The organism is Curtobacterium flaccumfaciens pv. betae, assembly GCF_026241855.1.
Lineage (GTDB): Bacteria > Actinomycetota > Actinomycetes > Actinomycetales > Microbacteriaceae > Curtobacterium > Curtobacterium flaccumfaciens.
Map to the genome: position 1 here is coordinate 1,657,521 of NZ_JAPJDC010000001.1, position 18,686 is coordinate 1,676,206.

The following is an 18,686-nucleotide window of genomic DNA, read 5'->3' on the forward strand; positions in this document are numbered from 1 at the left end:
GGCCCGGCTGGGAGCGGTCGCGAGCGACGGGTAGGTATACAGGGTGACCACCGTCTTCTGTCTCCACGCCCTCGGCGCGAGTTCCGAGGAGTTCGCGCTGCTGCGCGCTGAGCTCCTCGGCGACCTCGACCTGATCGGCATCGACCTGCCCGGCTTCGGTCGCAGCCCGGCGTCGTCCGGCACCACCGTCGAGGAGATGGCCGTCCTGGTGGAGCGCGCGATCGGGGCGAGCGGCTCGACGGAGTGGATGCTCCTCGGGCACTCGATGGGCGGCAAGGTCGCCACGGTGGTGGCCGACCGCACGATCTCCGGCGCGAACGGCCTGTTCGGGCTGCGAGCCGTGGTGCTCCTCGCCGCGTCCCCCCTCGCTCCCGAGCCGATGGACGACGACCGCCGTTGGACGATGCTCTCGTGGGCTGCCGGTGGCCCGATCGGCGCCGAGGACGCCGAGGAGTTCGTCGCCGCCAACACCGCGGCACCCCTGGCGCCCGCGCGGCACAGTGCGGCGGTGCAGGACGTCGAGCGGACCGACCCCGCGGCCTGGACGGACTGGCTGTCCCGCGGCAGCCGCGAGGACTGGTCGGACGCCGCACCGAACCCGGTGCCCGCCCTGGTGCTCGCCGGTGCCGAGGACGGCGACCTCGATGCCGACGCCCAGCGTCGCCTGACCCTGCCGCACTGGCCGAACAGCGAGCTCCACGTCGTCGACGGCGCCGCCCACCTGCTGCCCTGGGAACAGCCCGAGGCCGTGGCCGAGCGCATCCGCGACTTCTGGCAGCGCCGGGTCACGGGGTCGCCGGTCGTCCCCGTGGAGCACGCCCGCGTGATCGCCTCGCCGCGGGTCAGCGCCCGGACCCGAGGCCTGCTCGCCGAGCGCGCCCTGCCCGACGACCCGTCGGCTGCACCCCACGCGCTGACGCCGACGCAGTTGGGCACGCTGCGTGCCGTCGCGCGGATCGTCGTCCCGCAGCCCGGCACCGACCAGGTCGACCTGGCACTGCGGGTCGATGCGCAGCTGGCCGCAGGGCTCGGCGACGGCTGGCGGCCGGACAGCCTGCCGGTGGACGCCGAGGCCTACCGCGCCGCGCTCGACGTCCTCGCCGCGCCCGCCCGCGACGGTGTGCTCGACCAGGCCCTCGAGTCCGTGGCTGCCGGGCGGTACCGCGCCGACGGCGATCTCGACGCCGAACAGCTGCGCGCGTGGTTCGAGGACGCCAGCGTCGACCTCGTGAAGCACTGGCTTGCACACCCCGCCACCATGGCCGCCATCGACTTCGACGGCTACGCGAACGGCGGCGACGGCGTCCGCAAGCAGGGCTTCCAGCTGCTCGCGGCGGGCCAGCGCGAGGCCTGGGAACCCGAGGCCCCCGCCGACCCCGGCACCGCCACCGCCACCGCGATGGACACCGCACCGACGACCGGAGCTACACGATGAGACTCGACGGACAACGCACGTACGGCACGGACGACGTCGTCGACGTTGTCGTGGTCGGCACCGGGGCCGGGGGAGCACCGCTCCTCGCGTCGCTGGCCCGCCGTGGCCTGACGGTCGTCGCGCTCGAAGCCGGCCGCAACACCGAGCCGGGCGACCACGTGCCGGACGAGGTCGCCGCCCCCGGTGACATCAACTGGATGGACGAGCGGCTGAGCGGCGGCGGAGCCCCCACGGCCTTCGGCCCCAACAACAGCGGCACGGGCGTCGGTGGCTCGACGCTGCACTGGGGCGCGTTCACCCCGCGGCCGAGCGAGCACGACCTGCGACTGCGGACCGAGAGCGGCGCGGGGCAGGACTGGCCGATCAGCCACGCCGAGCTCACCGGCTGGATCGAGCAGGTCGAGCACGACGTCGGTGTCGCCGGCCCCGAGCACTACCCGTGGGACCCGTCCCGTCGCTACCGGATGCGCCCGCCGGGCCGGAACGCCTCGTCGGACATGATGATGCGCGGTACCGCGGCGGCCGGGATCACCGCGACCGATGCCCCGGTCGGCCTGACCACCGAGGACCGGCACCAGGAGCACCACGGGCTGCGCCAGGCCTGCGTGTCCTGCGGCTCCTGCCACCAGGGCTGCCGCAACGGCTCGAAGGTGTCGATGGACACGACCTACCTGCCCGCCGCCGTGGCGTTCGGTGCCGAGATCCGTCCGGAGTCCTTCGTGCACGGCATCGAGCTCGACGCGGCGGGACGGGTCGAGGCCGTCCTGTACACCGCCGACGGGCGCGAGCACCGCCAGCGCTGCCGGACCCTCGTCCTCGCCGCGGGCGGTGTCGAGACGCCGCGGCTGCTGCTGCACACCGGTGTCGCGAACGGCAGCGGACAGGTCGGCCGGAACTTCACCGCGCACGGAGCAACCCAGGTGTGGGCGCGGTTCGACGAGTCGATGCGCTCGTACCGCGGGTACCCGTCGTCGATCATCACCGAGGACTTCGTCCGACCGGCGGACGCCGACTTCGCGGGCGGCTACCTCATCCAGAGCCTGGGCGTGCAGCCACAGACCTTCGCGACCTCGCTGGTCCGGGGTGGCGGACTCCGCGGTGCCGAGCTCGTCCGGGCGCTGCAGGACTACCCGTTCTCGGCCGGCGTCGGCATCAACGCCGAGTGCCTGCCGTACGACGACAACCGGCTCGAGCTGACCGACGAACTCGACGAGCACGGTGTCCCGCGTGCCCGGGTCTCGTTCACCCCGGGCTCGAACGAAGAGGCGATCCGCCGCCACGCGGTCCGCACGATGACGACCATCGTCGAGGCAGCCGGTGGCCAGGACGTCCGGGTGCTCGAACGCACGGCGCACACCATCGGCACCGCGCGGATGGGCACGGACCGCGAGACCTCCGTCGTCGACCAGGACGGCCGCTCCTGGGACGTCCCGAACCTGTGGATCGCCGACAACTCGGTGTTCCCGAGCGCGGTCATCGCGAACCCGGCGCTGACGATCATGGCGCTCTCGCTCCGCACCGCCGACCGCATGCTGCAGGCCGCCTGAGCAGGCGCCCCGACGGCTCGGTCGCGGCTCATCCCCGGAGTGCGAGCGCCTCGCTCGTCCACCGGGCGTGCAGGTCCCACGGGTCGTCGACCCCGGCGGCGACGGCGTCCACGTGGGCCAGGAGCTCCGGCGTCACCCGGAACCACTCGGTACCCGGGTACCGGCTGGCGGCGAACGTGGCGTGCCGTCGGCGTTCGAGGGTCCGGTCACCGCGCTCGAACGCCAGCAGGTCCTGGTGCGGGATCGCCGCGAGCCGTTGCCGGGGGTTCATCGTCGTGCCGATCTTGATGCGGTCGCCGAAGTCGTCGCGCATCCGCAGGTAGTAGACGACGTCGACCCGAGGGGGAGCGAGGTCGCCGTCCGGCACCTCTCCCCAGCGCCACTCGCACCGGGCGCACACCATCCCCGAGGGGTAGCGCACCCCGATCCGCGAACCGCACGCCGGGCACGGGCCGGGCAGGGTGTCCTCGATGCCGGGGTGTTCGGCCGCGAGGTCGGCGACGAACGCGACGTGCGCACCGCACAGGGGGACGCCCGCGAGACCGTCCGCGAGCACGCCCGCGCAACCCGGCACGCAGCACGACGAGGTGACCATGCGCGGAACGCTAGCCCGACCCACCGACGTGCCCCGGGCCTCCCGGCCGCTGCGCGCTGGGCGTACCGGGCGTCCCTGGTCGAATCGGGCGTACCTGGTGCGTTCTTCCGACCAGGTACGCCCGTTTCCACCAGCCATCGCGCCCGTTCTGGGAAGGAACGGGCGTACCTGCGGGAACCGGGCGCCCGGCCGCCGGCCGTCCAGACCGAGAACGGGCATGCCGACCGAGATCGGGCGTACCTGGTCGAATCGGGCGTACCTGGTGCGTTCTTCCGACCGGGTACGCCCGTTTCCACCAGCCATCGCGCCCGTTCTGGGAAGGATCGGGCGTACCTGCGGGTACCGGGCGCCCGGCCGCCGGCGTACCGACCGAGAACGGGCGTGCCGACCGAGAACGGGCGTACCTGGTCCGTTCTTCCGACCAGGTACGCCCGTTCCCACCAGCCATCGCGCCCGCCATGGGAAAGAACGGGCACGCAGGCCGCCGTCAGTCGGTGAAGATCACCCCGACGGGCTCGCGCTTCTCCTCCTGGAACTCGTCCTCACCGCGACCGAGCGCCCAGTACGCCGACAACGACATCTCGCGCTTCTCCAGCCCCCAGTCGTCCTGCAGCAGCCGACGGATCGCCTTCATCGCGGTCCGCTCGCCGTGCGCGAAGACCTGGACCGGCCGGGAGGCACGCGGCAGCCCGCGGGCCGTCTCCAGCAGGAGCGTGCCCGGCTGGGCGCCGGTGGCGTCCCGGTGCAGCCACCGCAGGTCGACCCCCGCCGGGTGCCGGAGGTCCTGCTCGTCAGCGGGCCCGGCCACCTCGACCAGGGCGACCCCGGTGGCGGAGTCGGGCATCGACTCGAGTGCTGCGCCGATCGCGGGCAGGGCGCTGTCGTCACCGAGCAGCACGTGCGTGACCGCCGGGTCCGTGGTGGGCGCGTAGCCACCACCGGGCCCGGACAGGGCGAGCCGATCGCCCGGCTGCGCGGACGCTGCCCAGGGACCGGCGAGGCCCTCGTCGCCGTGCACGACGAAGTCGATCGCGATGGTCCGCGTGGTGTGGTCGACCGCACGCACCGTGTAGGTGCGGCGGGCGGGGCGGTCGTGCTTCGGCAGGGTCTCGCGCAGGGCCTCGAGGTCGTACGGCGGCACGAGTCCGAGCGACGGCTTGGCGAGCAGGAGCTTGACGTACTTGTCGGTCGAGCCGAGTCGGTCGGGGTCGGCCTGGGCGACGAAGTCCTCGAAGGCCGAGCCGCCCAGGTGCACGCGCACCATGTGGGGCGAGAGCCGTTCGGTGCGGTCGACGACGAAGACGTGCTGGGGGCGTTTGGGTTTCGAGCTCATCGTGGGGGAGCTTCCTCTCGCGGGTTCGGCGCCACCTGGGTGATCCCTGCTTGACGCGCGCATCACTAAGGTTAGCCTTACCTCATGGACTCGACCGTCATCCCGTTCTCCGAGCTGCTGCGGCGTCGCACGCGGCGCTCGCACGGTGCCTCGGCCACGAGCGGCTTCATGCAGGACCTGCTCGGCGGCGACTGCGACGTCGCCGACTACGCGGACCTGCTCGGACAGTACGCCTTCGTGTACGACGCGCTCGAGCGGGCGGCGGAACGCATGGCCGACCACCCCGTGGCGGCGCCGTTCGTCACCGCGCAGCTCACCCGGATGCCGGCGATCCGTGCCGACCTCGAGTACCTGATCGGCCCGGACTGGTCCGAGCTGGTGTGCCCGCTGCCCGCGACGACCGCGTACGTGCGACGCCTCAACGAGGTCGCGGCCGAGTGGCCCGGCGGCTTCGTGGCACACCACTACACGCGGTACCTCGGCGACGTGTCCGGCGGGCACGTGATCGGACAGGTGCTGGCCGAGCGGTTCGGGTTCGACACGAACGGTGTCCTCTTCTACATCTTCGACCAGGTCGCCGACCCGAGCGACTTCGAGCACACCTACCGGGCCCAGCTCGACGCCGCGCCCTGGACGGCCGACGAGCAGGAGCGGGTGATCGCCGAGGTCGAGCTGGCCTACGAGCTGAACCGCGGGCTGCTCGCCGGCCTCGATGCCCGCCGTGCTCCGTTCCGTCGGGAGCCGGGCAGCGCGTCCGTGCCCGCCTGACCGGCGGCGGCAGTACCCAGGCCAGCCCGCCCGAACCCGCCTGCCCGCGCAGCGGCTGCGCACTCCCGCCCGGCCCCGCGTCCGTCCGGACGGTCGACGTCATGCGCCCCCGGGTGCCGATACGCTGCTGGGACCCGGGACCAGCCTCCCGGACGACCCGGAAAGGACTCCATGACGGCGATCGACGGATCTGCACGCCACGAGCGCGCGCGGGACGACGTCAGCGGTGCGGTCGACAGTGACCTGCGCGCCGACGTGCGGTACCTCGGCAACCTCCTCGGCCGGGTGCTGCGGGAGAACGGGGGCGACGAACTGCTCCACGACGTGGAGTCGTTGCGCGCCGCCGTGATCGACGCCTACGAAGGCGACCACGCCGAGGGTGCAGCGCGTGCCCAGGCGATCGTCTCCGGCATGTCGGCCGAACGCGCCGAGGCCGTGGCACAGGCGTTCACCACCTACTTCCACCTCACCAACCTGGCCGAGGAGCACCACCGCGTGCGGGTCCTCCGCCAGCGCGGCGACGACGGCGGCGTCGCCGGGGACTCGTTCCCCGCCACCTACGCCGAGCTCGTCGCCGAGGTCGGCGAGGCCGAGGCCGCCGAGCGCCTCCGCACCCTGCGGTTCCACCCGGTGCTGACGGCCCACCCGACCGAGGCCCGCCGCCGCGCCGTCACCACGGGTGTCCGCCGCATCACGGACCTCATCGACGAGCGTGACCGCGCCCGCAACGCGACGGCCCGCGCCGAGAACGAGCGCCGCCTGCTCGAGGAGATCACGACCCTCCTGCGCACCTCCCCGCTCCGCACCACCCGGCCGACCCCGCTCGACGAGGTCCGCACCGCGATGAGCGTGTTCGACCAGACCCTGTTCGAGATCGTCCCGCAGGTCTACCGCCTGCTCGACGACCGGCTGCAGGGCGACGACGCCGGCCGCGCTCCCGTGATCGCGCCCGCGTTCGTGCGGTTCGGCACCTGGATCGGCGGCGACCGCGACGGCAACCCGCACGTGACGGCCGACGTCACCCGCCAGGCCGCCGAGATCGCGGCGGAGCACATCCTGCTCGGCCTCGCCCGCGCGACCACCCGCATCGGCAGTGCCCTGACCCTCGACGCGAGCGACACCCCCGCCGACGCCGGCCTCACCGCCCTCGTCGCCGCGCAGGAGTCCCTCGACCCGGGCATCGCCGAGCGCATCGGCGTCCGCGCACCGAACGAGACCCACCGTCGTGCGCTCCTGTTCGTCGCCGCGCGCATCGACGCCACCCGGACCGGCACCACGCCGCTGGCCTACGACGGCCCCGAGTCGCTGCTGGCCGACCTCCGCACCATCCAGGCGTCGCTCGTCGCCGCCGGTGCGATCCGCCCGGCGAACGGCGAGCTGCAGAACCTGATCTGGCAGGTCGAGACCTTCGGGTTCCACCTGGCCGAGCTCGAGGTCCGCCAGCACTCGCAGGTGCACCGCACCGCCCTGACCGAGATCCGCGCCGGTGGCGAACTGAGCGAGACCACCGAAGAGGTCCTCGCCGTGTTCCGCACGATCGCCGGGCTGCAGTCCCGCTACGGCGTCCGCGCGGCGAACCGGTACATCGTGTCCTTCACGCAGTCCCCGGCGGACCTGGCGAACGTGCACGAACTCGCGGTCGCCGCGCTCGGGTCCGCCGAGGCCGCGCCGGTGCTCGACGTCATCCCGCTGTTCGAGACCTTCGCCGACCTGCACGCCAGCGTCGACATCCTCGACGAGGCCGTCCGCACCGAGGCGTTCCAGCGACGCCTCGCCGCGACCGGCCGTCGGCTCGAGGTCATGCTCGGCTACTCGGACTCGTCGAAGGACGTCGGCCCGGTGTCCGCGAACCTGGCGCTGTACGACGCGCAGGCCCGCATCGCCGACTGGGCCCGCGACAACGACATCGAGCTGACCCTGTTCCACGGCCGGGGCGGTTCGCTCGGCCGCGGTGGCGGTCCCGCCAACGAGGCCGTCCTCGCGCAGCCGCCGGGGTCGATCGACGGCCGCCTGAAGCTCACCGAGCAGGGTGAGGTCATCTTCGCCCAGTACGGCGACCAGGACATCGCCGCCCGCCACCTCGAGCAGATGGCCTCGGCGACGCTGTTCGCGTCGTCGCCGTCGAACGAGGCGCGCACCGCGGCCGCGGCCGCCCGGTTCGCCGACCTCGCCCAGCAGCTCGACGACGTCTCGCGCGTCGCCTTCTACGACCTGGTCAAGGCCGACGGCTTCGCGCCCTGGTTCGCCCGGGTCACCCCGATGGAGGAGATCGGCCTGCTGCCCCTCGGCTCCCGCCCGGCCCGTCGTGGCCTGTCGGTGGAGTCGCTGGAGGACCTCCGCGCCATCCCGTGGGTGTTCTCGTGGACGCAGGCGCGCATCAACCTCGCCGGCTGGTACGGGCTCGGCTCCGCGCTCGAGGCCGTCGGCGACGTCGACGTGCTCCGCGCCGCATACGCCGAGTGGCCGCTGTTCGCCGCGATGATCAAGAACGTCGAGATGTCGCTCGCGAAGACCGACGAGCACATCGCCCGCCGGTACCTCGAGCTCGCCGACCGCGACGACCTCGCCGCGAAGGTGCTCGACGAGATGGTCCGCACCCGCGACTGGGTGCTCCGCGTCTCCGGCGGCAGCGACGTGCTCGAGGACCGGCCCGTCCTGGCCCGCGCCGTGCGCCTCCGCAGCCCGTACGTCGACGCGCTGTCGCACCTGCAGCTCCGCGCGCTGCGCGCCATCCGCACGTCCGGCAGCACGGACCCGACGGACGCCGACCACCGGCTCCTGCTGCTCACCGTCAACGGGATCGCGGCCGGCCTGCAGAACACGGGCTGACGCCCCCGACCGACGGACAGGAGGCCCGGTGCCAGCTGGCACCGGGCCTGCCGTCCGTCCGCGCGCACGTCCCGGGCCGCTCCGCCCAGTGGTCACGAAGCGTCGGCTGCGCCGTCGCCGGGCGACGGAACGCGACCGCTCGGCGGACGTGAGCGGGGTGTCGTGACCGCGCGCGCTTCGCGCCGCCGCTCCGCCCGAGTGGTCAGGACACGTCGGGTTGCCCCGGCCGAGGGGTCACGAAGCGTCGGCTGCGCCGTCGCCGGGCGACGGAACGCGACCGCTCGGCGGACGTGAGCGGGGTGTCGTGACCGCGCGCGCCTCGCGCCGCCGCTCCGCCCGAGAGGTCAGGACACGTCGGGTGGCCCCGGCCGAGTGGTCACGAAGCGTCGGCTGCGCCGTCGCCGGGCGACGGAACGCGACCGCTCGGCGGACGTGAGCGGGGTGTCGTGACCGCTCGCGGCACCGGACGGGAGGCCCGTGGCGGGCCCGCACCGGGCCTCCCGTCCGTCCGCGCGCACGTCGCAAGGCCCGCGTTCCGTGCGCAGCAACGGTCGCGTCCAGCACCTCGACCCGACCGTTGCTGCTCTCGAAGTGCCTGTCGAATCGATTCGGGGACGCGTAGCGTGTCCGAGGTGACGACGGAGCGCAGCCTGGGACCGACGACGACCGTGCTGCCCCCGATCGTGCCGCTGGCGCTCATCGTCGGGGTCTCGCCGTTCGCGACGGACATGTACATCCCCGCACTCCCGGCCATCGCGCGTGACCTCGACACCACGCCGGGCGCGGTGCAGCTGTCGCTCACGGCGTTCCTCGTGGCCTTCGCGGTCGGCCAGCTGCTCGTCGGACCGGTGAGTGACGGGATCGGACGTCGGCCGATGCTCGTCGTCGGGACCGCCCTGTTCGCCCTGGCGTCGGTCGGCTGCGCGCTCGCGCCCGACGTCGTGACGCTGGTGGTGGCCCGCGTCGCCCAGGGACTCGCCGGTGCCGCGGGCGCCGTGGCCGGTCGGGCGATGGTGTCCGACGTGACGAGCGGCACCCGGATGGCGAAGGTCTTCGGCACACTCGCGGCCATCAATGCGATCGGCCCCGTGGTGGCCCCGCTGGCCGGGGGAGCGGTGCTGACGGTCGGCACGTGGCGGCTCATGTTCGTCGTGCTGGCCGTGCTCGGTGCCGTGTTCTTCGTGGCCGTGGTGCTGCGGTTCCGCGAGACCCTGCCGCCGGAGCGTCGCGGTGGCGTCGGGTTCGCGGCCAACGGGCGGCGCATCCGCGAGCTCCTGGCGATCCCGCGGTTCCGGGCCTACGTGCTGAGCGGGGTGCTGTCGACGGTGGGGTTCTTCGCGTACATCGCGACGAGCTCGTTCGTGTTCCAGTCGGAGTTCGGGTTCTCCGAGGGGCTGTACACGCTCGTCTTCGCCACGAACGCGTCGATGATGATCGTCACGACGCTGCTGTTCGGTCGGCTCGTCGGACGGTTCACCGAAGACGCCCTGCTGACCCTGGGCCTGGTCGTCGGGACGGTCGGGGCCACGGCCGTGCTCGTGTCGGCGCTCCTCGGACTCGGGCCCGTGCCGGTGTGGTGCGCCCTCGCGGTCGTGACGGCCGCGTGGGGGTTCGTCCTGCCGGCGGCGATGACCCGCACCCAGCACGTCGGCGCGGCGCACCCGGGGACCGCGGCCGCCCTGCAGGGCGGGCTGACCTTCGGCATCGGCGGTCTCGGCACCCCGCTCGCCGGAGCCCTCGGCGGCACGGCACTGGCGATGGGCGCGGTGATGGCAGCGCTGATGGCCGCGGCCGTGGTGGTCCAGGTGACGGCGGCGCGGCGAAACCGGTCCCACAACTGACGGTCTGAGCCGGTAGGTTGCTGGTTGCAAGGCGCACCGATCTGAGGAGACCCACCGAGATGGACATCGTCGTACACGAGGCGGAGACCGACACCGCCGTCCTGGAGTGCAGCGGCCGGCTCAACATGGTCTCCGCGCCCACGTTCCGCGAGACCGTCGCCCAGATCGTCGGCAACGGGCGTTCGCGGCTCGTGGTCGAGCTCTCCGGGGTCGAGTTCATGGACTCCTCCGGCCTCGGTGCCCTGGTCGGCAGCCTCAAGACCGCGCGGCAGGCCGGCGGCGACCTCCGCATCGCGGCGCCGTCGGAACAGGTCCAGATGGTGCTCAAGCTCTCGAACATCGACAAGATCCTGCGGACGTACCCCGACGGGGACGCCGCGGTGACCGACTGGTGATGACCGCCCCCGTCGCCGAGCACATGCTCGCACTGGCGTGCCCTCCGGACGACGTGTCCGCCGTGCACGACTTCCTCGCGGGCGTGTGGCAGCACGAGCCGTCCGTCGCCGCCGAAGACCGGATGGCCCTCGAGCTCGCCCTGGTCGAACTCACCTCGAACGTCATCGAGCACGGCGCCCGGCCGGACGGCGTCTCGTGCGAGCTCCGGCTCGAGATCGGCGACGAGCGCTTCCAGGCGTTGCTGTCCGACGACGGGGTCGCAGCGACGGTGGATCCCGACGCTGCCGTGCTGCCCGACGACTTCGCCGAGGGTGGTCGCGGGCTCGCCCTCGTCCGGATGGTCGTCGACGACCTGCGGTACGAACGCGTGGCCGATCGGAACCGCTGGACGGTGCTGCGCTCCCGGCACTGAGCGGGAGCACGGCCGTCACGCATCGACGGAGCCGCACCGGTCGTCCGCCCAGCGCACTCCGTGGGCCGTAAACCGCAATGACGGATCGCGGATTGTCGCGTTTCCCGGACACCGTGTCACGATTCGCGCGATGACTGTCGAGCCTGATCCCCGGATCCGGTTCGAGACGTCCGGCGCTGGACTCGACGCGGCCGTGCAACTGTACGAAGAGGCCTACGAGAGCACGGGGTTCTCGGCGTCCCGGACCGATCGTCCGTTCGCGTACCGGTTCCAGGTCGTGGGCGACGGATCGATGACGTTCCGCTCCACCCGGTTCGACGGGCGGATGCAGGGCGAGGTCGAGGTCCCCGACGAGTACGTCGTGATGTGGACCTCGGACGGCGGTGGCCGCGTCGACGTCGGTCGCCAGGAGGTCGACTTCGCACCGGGGACACCCCGGGTGTTCCCGACACGGCGCCCCTTCGCCTTCGACCTGCAGGAGATCCGCCAGAGCCTCGTGCAGTTCGACCGCACGTACCTGGAGCGCGTCGCCGCCGAGGTGCACGGCACCCGGCCCGGCCCCCTCGTGTTCGACCACACCGCCGCGCCCCGGCCGGAGGACCTCCGCGCCTGGAACGCCCGGGTGCAACGAGCCGCAGCGATCGTGCTCGGCCCGGCACCACTCACCGCGCTGGCCCTCGCCGAGACCGTTCGTGAGACCGCGCTGGCGTTCCTCGACACGTTCCCGCACGAGTCCATCGCCCCCGACGTCGCGCTGCCACAGGGAGCCACGGGTCGCGTCCGCGAGGCCGTGGAGTTCATGCACGCCTTCGCCCACACGCCCGTGACCACCACCGACGTTGCCCAGCACGTCGGCCTGAGCGTCCGGGGGTTGCAGCAGGCGTTCCAGCGGCAGGTCGGAACGGCCCCGAACGCGTTGCTGCGGGGGATCCGCCTGGACCGCGTGCACGAGGAACTCCGGCGTGCGTCGGCGGGCGACCTGACGGTGGCGAGCGTGGCGTTGCGCTGGGGCTTCGCGCACCTCGGCCGGTTCTCGGCGGCGTACGCGTCGCGCTTCGGGCAGTACCCGCGCGACACGCTGCAGCAGCCCCGAGGCGCTGTCCTGCAGCCCTGACGCGCGTCACACTCCGGATCGGGGCCTCGCCGGTTCGCTACGCTGCCCGGGTGAGCAGACCGCGACCGTGGGTGATCGTCCCCGGCATCTGGAACTCGGGCCCGGACCACTGGCAGTCCGTCTGGGAGCGGGAGCAGCAGGACGAGCACGACCAGCACGACCGTCACCCTCAGCGCGCCGCCGTCCGCATCGCCCCCACCTCGTGGAGCGACCCGGAGCCCGACGACTGGCGCGCCGCGATCTCCGCGGCCGTGGCCTCGTGCACGGAGCCCCCGGTCCTCATCGCCCACAGCCTCGGCGTCCTGGCCGTCGCCGACTGGCTCGCCACCACGGCGGACGCTCCCGCGCTCGTCGCCGGTGCCTTCCTCGTTGCCCCGCCCGACCCGCTCGGTGCCGCGTTCCCGGCCGAGGCCTCGGGCTTCGTGGCACCGCGCCCGGTGCCCCCGGCCCAGCAGGTCCCGACGCGCCTCGTCGTGAGCGACGACGACCCGTACTGCAGCGCGGACCGGGGCGTCGTGTTCGCCGACGTCATGGGAGCGGACGTCGTCCGTGTCGGTGCCCTCGGGCACGTGAACGTCGCCAGTGGTGTCGGTGCGTGGTCGGCTGGACGGGAACTGCTGCGGGCGTTCGAGGACGGCCTCCGCCCAGCCCGGTGACCACGGCACGCGACACGCCGCTCAACTCCGCTCCGATATGGCAGGCGGCGCAGCGACACTCCGCGGATGTCCCGCATTTCGGCCCGCGCGATATTTATCCTTCGAGCATGGAGACCCAGTCCGGCGCACGCACCCCGCTCGTGGACCCGTTCGGCCGCGAGCTCGAGGAGTGGCTCCGCGACGCACCGGCGACCCGCGCCCCGTACGTGCCGGACCTCGTCGTCCCGCCCGTCACCGGCCCCGTGCAGCGCCCCGGACACCCCGCTATCAGCACCTCGACCGCCGACGAAGCGGCCGTCGACCCGACGACCGCTGCGGCGCACGTCGCCACCCCGGCCCCGGCTGACGAGACGACCCCGGCCGATGAGACCACCCCGTCGGCACCCGCCGCCCCTGCGTTCCGCCGCGACCGCGCCCGCCACGCCGCGGTCTGCGCCCCGTCGTTCCCGGAGCCGCCGGAGCGTCTGGCCCTGCGCATCGAGGACCTCGCGGTTGAGGTCTCGTCGTCCACCGGCCGCAGCAGCATCGAGCGCATCGTCCTGCTCGAGGACGAGGTCCGCCGCCGTGACGAGGACCTCGCTCGCCTCGCCGCGTGGGAGGCCACCGTCGCCGGCTCGGAGGACCCCGAGGTGACGGCCGCCCGCGCCTTCGCCCACACCGTCTTCGCCGACCTGCTGACCGATGCCGCCGCCGAGGCGGACCGCCGCGACCGCGCCGCAGCCCGCCGCGCAGCGACCGCTCCCGTGGCGCTCGTCACCCGGGCGGCCCCCGTGCCGACCCGCGCAGCACGGAGCGTCCCCGCAGCAGAGCAGGCACCCGCACCGGAAGCCGCACCGGTGGTGGAACTCGTCACCCCGGAACGCGACGAACCCGTCCGACCGGTGCTGGGCCTCCCGGCCGTGTCCCCGGTGTCCGCGGCCACGCGACCCACCCCGCTCGTCCTGCCCGCCACCGGGCCGACGGTCATCGACCGCGCGGCCTTCGCCGCCGCGCTCACCGCGCACCAGGGCGTCACCGCCAGCACGCCGGTCGTCCTGCCGGACGCCGTCGCCGCACCCGTGGTCCCGGCCCCCGTCGCGCAGGCAGCGGAAGCCGACACCGCCACGGCGGCAGCGCCGGCCCCGGCCGGCTGGTGGTCGCGACTCGTCGACCGGCTGCTCGGCCTGCTCGGTCGTCGCTGACGGCTTGCGGCCACGACGCCGTCGGCTGCACTGCCGTCGGCTGCACTGCCTGGAGGCCCGGATCACCCCACACGGACCGGCTGCCCCGTCCGGGGCGGTCGCCTCGGTACACTGACGGGATGCCGACGCTCCGCGAACTCCAGGCCGTGATCGAGGACCTGTGGCCCGCCGCCGGTGCCGAGTCGTGGGACTCCGTCGGGCTCGTCGCAGGCGACCCGAACGCCACCGTCGAGCACGTGCACCTCGCCGTCGACGCGGTGCCGGCCACCGCCCGTGAAGCCGTCGAACTCGGTGCCGGGCTCCTGCTCACGCACCACCCGCTGCTGCTGCGCGGGGTGACGACGATCGCCGAGTCGACCTACAAGGGCAGCGTCCTCGCAACCCTGGTGCGTGGCGGCAGCGCCCTGCTCGCGGCGCACACCAACGCCGACGTCGTGACGACCGGCACCTCGGCCGTCCTCGCCGACCGACTCGGTCTCACCGAGCAGCGACCGCTCGACGCCGGAGCCGACCCCGACACGGGCATCGGCCGAGTCGGGGTGCTGCCCGAGGGGACGACCCTCGGCGCCCTCGCCCGGAAGCTCGTCGACCTGCTGCCGCCCACGGCCACCGGGGTCCGCGTCTCCGGTGACTTCGACCAGCCCGTCCGCACCGTGGCGCTCTGCGCGGGTGCGGGGGACTCGCTGCTCGGCCACCCCGCCGTGCTCGACGCCGACGTCTACATCACGAGCGACCTGCGGCACCACCCGGCCTCGGAGTTCCGCGAACAGGCGCTGCTCGGCGGCGGACCTGCGCTCATCGACACCTCGCACTGGGCCACCGAGTGGCTCTGGCTCGACGTCGCCGCCGAGCAGCTGCGCACCCGGGCCGGGGTCCGCGTCACCGTGAGCGACCTCCGCACCGACCCGTGGGACTTCGCCGTCCTGCCGGCCGCCGAACCCACCACCCCCACAGAAGGAGCCTGACCATGAAGGCAGCACCCGAGGACCAGGTCATCCTCCTCGACGTCCAGCGTCTCGACAACGACGTCACCCGCATCGCGCACCGCATCACGTCGTTGCAGAAGGGCGACCAGCTGACCGAGCTGAGCAAGCAGGCCGCGGCGCTCCGGAGCGAACTCGTCGCCGCCACCGGCGAGGTCGAGGACGCCGAGCGCGACCTCGCCCGCCTGGAGTCCGACACCGCTGTGGCACAGGCCCGTGTCGAACGCGACACCACGATGCTGCAGAACGTCGCGAACGCGAAGGACGCCGCCGGACTGCAGAGTGAGCTCGACTCGCTGCAGCGGCGCATCGGCGGCCTCGAGACCGCCGAGCTCGAGATCATGGAGAACCTCGACGGGCTCCGCGCCCGGGTCGGCGACATCGAGGCGAAGCTCGCCGACGTCGAGGCCGCCCGCGCTGGTCTGGTCGCCGAGCGCGACGCGGAGATCGCCCGGCTCACGGCCGACCGCGAGTCGGCCGAGCAGGCCCGCGCCGACGTCGCTGCGAAGGTGCCGGCGGAGCTGCTGGCCCTGTACGACCGGCAGCGGGCGCGCTACGGCTTCGGCGCCTCGCTGCTGCAGGGTGGCGTGTCGACGGCCTCGGGCGTGGCGCTCAACAACTCCGACCTGCAGACCATCCGCCGGGCTGCGCCCGACGACGTGGTGCTGTGCCCCGACAGCGACGCGATCCTGGTGCGGACGGCCGAGTCCGGGCTGTAGTCGCGAGCGACGTCCGTGGCGGAGGCGCGGTGCCAGCTGGCACCGCGCCTCCTGACCGTCGTGCGCTGGTCGCAACGCGTCGGGGGCGTGCCGCCGAGAGGTCACGAACCGTCGGCTGCGGTCCCGCCGGCCGACCGTTGGTGACCGCTCGGCGGACCTGAGCGGGGAGTCGTGACCGCGCGCGGCGCCTGACGGGAGGCCCGTGGCGGCGCAGCACTGCGCCTCCGGCCCGTCGTGGGCTGGTCGCAACGCGTCGGGTGCGTGCCGCCGAGAGGTCACGAACTGTCGGCTGCGGTCCCGCCGGCCGACGGTTGGTGACCACTCGGCGGACCTGAGCGGGGAGTCGTAACCGCGCGCGGTGCGCGCGCCGCCTGACGGGAGGCCCGTGGCGGCGCAGCACCGCGCCTCCTGACCGTCGTGCGCTGGTCGCAACGCGTCGGGGGCGTGCCGCCGAGAGGTCACGAACCGTCGGCTGCGGTCCTGCCGGCCGACCGTTGGTGACCACTCGGCAGACCCGAGCGGGGAGTCGTGACCGCCTGCGCGGGCCAACGCGGCACGGAGAAGGGGGCGAATGGGCCGGCCGTACGCCGGGTTCTGTCCCGCCGCTTGCACGGCGGTGACGGCCATCTCTCTCGGACCGACGTTGCCGTCGGCCTCCAGCGGTCTACCCGAGGACTCGGCGAGCAGCCTCAACGTCCTCTGTCTGACCTTGCTCCGGGCGAGGTTTACCGAGCGGATCCGGTCACCCGGACCCCTGGTGGTCTCTTACACCACCGTTTCACCCTTACCGACGTCTCCGCCGGCGGTCTGCTTTCTGTGGCACTGTCTCGCGGATTGCTCCGGGTGGGTGTTACCCACCGCCCTGCTCTGTGGAGCCCGGACGTTCCTCGGCGCTCCCGGGGGAGCGACGCGACCGTCTCACCGACCCATTCGCTGGAGCGAGTCTACCCGGCTCCGCGGTGCCCGATGCGAGGGGAGCCGCACCGACACGCGTACCTGATGAGAACGGGCGTACCTGGTCGGGAGTTCCGACCAGGTACGCCCGATTCGACCAGGTACAGCCGCTAGCAGGCACGCCCGCGATCAGGGACGCCCGCCACCAGCGCCCGCGACCAGGCACGCCCGCAACGAGGACTAGACGCTGCGCGCCGCCAGGGTCGCGGCGCCGATGATGCCGGCGTTGTTGCGGAGCGTCGCGGGGATGATGTCGGCCTGCAGATCGAGCAGCGGGAGGAACTCCTCGTACTGCTTCGAGACCCCGCCGCCGACGACGAAGAGCTCGGGGGAGAGCAGGGCCTCGAGCGTCGAGTAGTACTTCTGCAGGCGCTTCGCCCAGTGCTTCCACGACAGGTCGTCGCGCTCCTTGGCGGCGAACGAGGCGCGCGACTCGGCATCGTGCCCCTCGATCTCCAGGTGCCCGAGCTCCGAGTTGACGATGAGCACGCCGTCGTTGATGAGCGCGGTGCCGATGCCGGTGCCGAGCGTCGTCACGATGACCAGCCCGTCCTTGCCCTTGGCCGCGCCGAACTGCTGCTCGGCGAACCCGGCGGCGTCGGCGTCGTTGACGAAGTGGATGGAGCGGCCGAGTTCCTTCTCGAACAGTGCCTCGGCCTCGAAGCCGATCCACTTCTTCGACACGTTCGCGGCGGACATCGTCTTGCCGTCCCGCACGATCGCCGGGAAGCAGACGCCGACGGGGACGTCGTCACCGGGGGCGAGCTCGCCGATGATCTCCTTGACCACCGCCGTGATGTCCTGGGGCTTCCCGCCCTCGGGCGTGGCCTTCTTGATGCGGTCCGTGGTGAGGGCGCCGGACGCGACGTCGACGATCGCGCCCTTGATGCCCGTACCACCGATGTCGACGCCGACTGCGAGGGAGGTCATGAGGTTGTCGTGCCTTTCGGTTGCCTGCCGGAGGTGTCCGGTCAGGAGACGGTGAGGAGCTCCGCGCCGCGTTCGGTGACGACGAGGGTGTGCTCGAACTGCGCGGTCCACGACTTGTCACGGGTCGAGACCGTCCAGTCGTCGGACCAGATGTCGGCCTCGATGCCGCCGAGCGTGAGCATGGGTTCGATGGTGAACACCATGCCGGGTTCGATCACCGTGTCGTACTGCGGTGCGTCGTAGTGGGGGATGATCAGGCCGGAGTGGAAGGCACGACCGACGCCGTGTCCGGTGTAGTCGCGGACGACGCCGTAGCCGAAGCGCTTCGCGTACGCCTCGATGGCACGACCGATCACGTTGACCTGCCGGCCCGGGGCGACGGCCCTGATGCCGCGACGCAGTGCCTCTTCGGTGCGTGTCACCAGGTCCGACACCTCGGGTGCTGCCTGCCCGACGACGAACGTGCGGTTCGTGTCGCCGTGCATGCCGTCCTTGTAGGCGGTGATGTCGATGTTGACGAGGTCGCCCTCCTGCAGGACGGTGTCGTCGGGGATGCCGTGGCAGATGACCTCGTTGAGGCTCGAGCAGAGCGACTTCGGGTAGCCGCGGTACCCGAGCGTGGAGGGGTAGGCGCCGTGTGCGACGACGAACTCGTGCCCGATCCGGTCCAGCTCGTCGGTGGTCACACCGGGGCGGATGGCCTCGCCGACGGCGTCGATGGCCTGCGACGCGATGCGTCCGGCGACGCGGATGCGCTCGACCTCGTCCGGTGTGTAGGTGTCACCGAGACCGTGCTCGTGGGGCTCGACCTTCCCGACGTACTCCGGACGCTCGATGTCCTTCGGGACGGCGCGGTGCGGGGAGATGCGGCCGGCGGTCAGGTGTCCGTGTTCGTCCCGGGGCATGCGGACCACTCTAGCCGCGGCGCGACGCGCCGAACGCAACCGCCCCACGGTGCGGCCCGACGCCGGTGGGCGTGACTGCCTGGAGGCC

General features: G+C 73.0%; 16 protein-coding genes and 1 other RNA gene. 12 read left to right on the top strand and 5 right to left on the bottom strand.

The window, feature by feature from the left end; translation table 11 throughout:
• Positions 1-43 precede the first annotated feature (43 nt).
• A complete protein-coding gene (locus tag ORG17_RS07860; protein ID WP_214527755.1) occupies positions 44-1,435 on the top strand; it encodes an alpha/beta fold hydrolase in 1,392 nt (463 codons plus the stop codon).
• Complete coding sequence (locus tag ORG17_RS07865; RefSeq protein ID WP_214527754.1) at positions 1,432-2,982, top strand: GMC family oxidoreductase; 1,551 nt, start codon at positions 1,432-1,434, stop codon at positions 2,980-2,982. The genes ORG17_RS07860 and ORG17_RS07865 overlap by 4 nt, the downstream gene beginning before the upstream one ends.
• A gap of 28 nt (positions 2,983-3,010) precedes the next feature.
• On the opposite strand, the gene ORG17_RS07870 is transcribed toward ORG17_RS07865, so the two are convergent.
• A complete protein-coding gene (locus ORG17_RS07870; protein ID WP_214527753.1) occupies positions 3,011-3,577 on the bottom strand; it encodes a GIY-YIG nuclease family protein in 567 nt (188 codons plus the stop codon).
• A 487-nt stretch (positions 3,578-4,064) separates the two neighbouring features.
• Entirely contained in the window at positions 4,065-4,910 is an 846-nt protein-coding gene (locus ORG17_RS07875) for a siderophore-interacting protein (RefSeq protein ID WP_110863873.1), read from the bottom strand.
• Positions 4,911-4,994: 84 nt separating this feature from the next.
• On the opposite strand from ORG17_RS07875, the gene ORG17_RS07880 reads away from it, so the two are divergent.
• From ORG17_RS07880 to ORG17_RS07925, 10 genes are all read left to right on the top strand, one after another.
• Positions 4,995-5,678, top strand: a complete 684-nt coding sequence (locus ORG17_RS07880) for a biliverdin-producing heme oxygenase (RefSeq protein WP_214527752.1) — start codon at positions 4,995-4,997, stop codon at positions 5,676-5,678.
• Positions 5,679-5,849: 171 nt separating this feature from the next.
• Complete coding sequence (locus ORG17_RS07885) at positions 5,850-8,507, top strand: phosphoenolpyruvate carboxylase (protein WP_214527751.1); 2,658 nt, start codon at positions 5,850-5,852, stop codon at positions 8,505-8,507.
• A gap of 632 nt (positions 8,508-9,139) precedes the next feature.
• Positions 9,140-10,348 (top strand): multidrug effflux MFS transporter, encoded by a 1,209-nt coding sequence (locus tag ORG17_RS07890; RefSeq protein ID WP_301565232.1) that lies wholly within the window; start codon positions 9,140-9,142, stop codon positions 10,346-10,348.
• A 59-nt stretch (positions 10,349-10,407) separates the two neighbouring features.
• Complete coding sequence (locus ORG17_RS07895; RefSeq protein ID WP_017886068.1) at positions 10,408-10,743, top strand: STAS domain-containing protein; 336 nt, start codon at positions 10,408-10,410, stop codon at positions 10,741-10,743.
• Positions 10,743-11,156 (top strand): ATP-binding protein, encoded by a 414-nt coding sequence (locus ORG17_RS07900; protein WP_035808261.1) that lies wholly within the window; start codon positions 10,743-10,745, stop codon positions 11,154-11,156. Before ORG17_RS07895 ends, ORG17_RS07900 begins: the two co-directional genes overlap by 1 nt.
• Before the next feature lie 130 nt (positions 11,157-11,286).
• Entirely contained in the window at positions 11,287-12,270 is a 984-nt protein-coding gene (locus tag ORG17_RS07905; protein ID WP_214528147.1) for a helix-turn-helix transcriptional regulator, read from the top strand.
• A 50-nt stretch (positions 12,271-12,320) separates the two neighbouring features.
• A complete protein-coding gene (locus ORG17_RS07910) occupies positions 12,321-12,926 on the top strand; it encodes an RBBP9/YdeN family alpha/beta hydrolase (protein WP_214528145.1) in 606 nt (201 codons plus the stop codon).
• Positions 12,927-13,033: 107 nt separating this feature from the next.
• Complete coding sequence (locus ORG17_RS07915) at positions 13,034-14,107, top strand: hypothetical protein (protein ID WP_214528143.1); 1,074 nt, start codon at positions 13,034-13,036, stop codon at positions 14,105-14,107.
• A gap of 119 nt (positions 14,108-14,226) precedes the next feature.
• A complete protein-coding gene (locus ORG17_RS07920; RefSeq protein WP_214528141.1) occupies positions 14,227-15,072 on the top strand; it encodes a Nif3-like dinuclear metal center hexameric protein in 846 nt (281 codons plus the stop codon).
• Positions 15,073-15,074: 2 nt separating this feature from the next.
• A complete protein-coding gene (locus ORG17_RS07925; RefSeq protein WP_214528139.1) occupies positions 15,075-15,809 on the top strand; it encodes a zinc ribbon domain-containing protein in 735 nt (244 codons plus the stop codon).
• A 568-nt stretch (positions 15,810-16,377) separates the two neighbouring features.
• Here the strand turns inward: ORG17_RS07925 and rnpB are convergent.
• The 3 genes from rnpB to map all read right to left on the bottom strand — a co-directional run bounded on the left by rnpB (position 16,378) and on the right by map (position 18,598).
• Positions 16,378-16,738, bottom strand: an RNA gene (gene rnpB, locus ORG17_RS07930) — RNase P RNA component class A.
• Positions 16,739-16,943: 205 nt separating this feature from the next.
• Entirely contained in the window at positions 16,944-17,693 is a 750-nt protein-coding gene (gene ppgK / locus ORG17_RS07935; protein ID WP_027465446.1) for a polyphosphate--glucose phosphotransferase, read from the bottom strand.
• 41 nt (positions 17,694-17,734) lie between these two features.
• A complete protein-coding gene (gene map / locus ORG17_RS07940; RefSeq protein ID WP_027465447.1) occupies positions 17,735-18,598 on the bottom strand; it encodes a type I methionyl aminopeptidase in 864 nt (287 codons plus the stop codon).
• Positions 18,599-18,686 lie beyond the last annotated feature (88 nt).

Bases quoted from the DNA above. Each gene is read 5' to 3' on its own strand.
- ORG17_RS07865 (WP_214527754.1), top strand. From the start codon at position 1,432: ATGAGACTCGACGGACAACGCACGTACGGCACGGACGACGTCGTCGAC.
- ORG17_RS07870 (WP_214527753.1), bottom strand. From the start codon at position 3,577: ATGGTCACCTCGTCGTGCTGCGTGCCGGGTTGCGCGGGCGTGCTCGCG.
- ORG17_RS07875 (WP_110863873.1), bottom strand. From the start codon at position 4,910: ATGAGCTCGAAACCCAAACGCCCCCAGCACGTCTTCGTCGTCGACCGC.
- ORG17_RS07880 (WP_214527752.1), top strand. From the start codon at position 4,995: ATGGACTCGACCGTCATCCCGTTCTCCGAGCTGCTGCGGCGTCGCACG.
- ORG17_RS07885 (WP_214527751.1), top strand. From the start codon at position 5,850: ATGACGGCGATCGACGGATCTGCACGCCACGAGCGCGCGCGGGACGAC.
- ORG17_RS07895 (WP_017886068.1), top strand. From the start codon at position 10,408: ATGGACATCGTCGTACACGAGGCGGAGACCGACACCGCCGTCCTGGAG.
- ORG17_RS07900 (WP_035808261.1), top strand. From the start codon at position 10,743: ATGACCGCCCCCGTCGCCGAGCACATGCTCGCACTGGCGTGCCCTCCG.
- ORG17_RS07905 (WP_214528147.1), top strand. From the start codon at position 11,287: ATGACTGTCGAGCCTGATCCCCGGATCCGGTTCGAGACGTCCGGCGCT.
- ORG17_RS07915 (WP_214528143.1), top strand. From the start codon at position 13,034: ATGGAGACCCAGTCCGGCGCACGCACCCCGCTCGTGGACCCGTTCGGC.
- ORG17_RS07920 (WP_214528141.1), top strand. From the start codon at position 14,227: ATGCCGACGCTCCGCGAACTCCAGGCCGTGATCGAGGACCTGTGGCCC.
- ORG17_RS07925 (WP_214528139.1), top strand. From the start codon at position 15,075: ATGAAGGCAGCACCCGAGGACCAGGTCATCCTCCTCGACGTCCAGCGT.
- ppgK (WP_027465446.1), bottom strand. From the start codon at position 17,693: ATGACCTCCCTCGCAGTCGGCGTCGACATCGGTGGTACGGGCATCAAG.
- map (WP_027465447.1), bottom strand. From the start codon at position 18,598: ATGCCCCGGGACGAACACGGACACCTGACCGCCGGCCGCATCTCCCCG.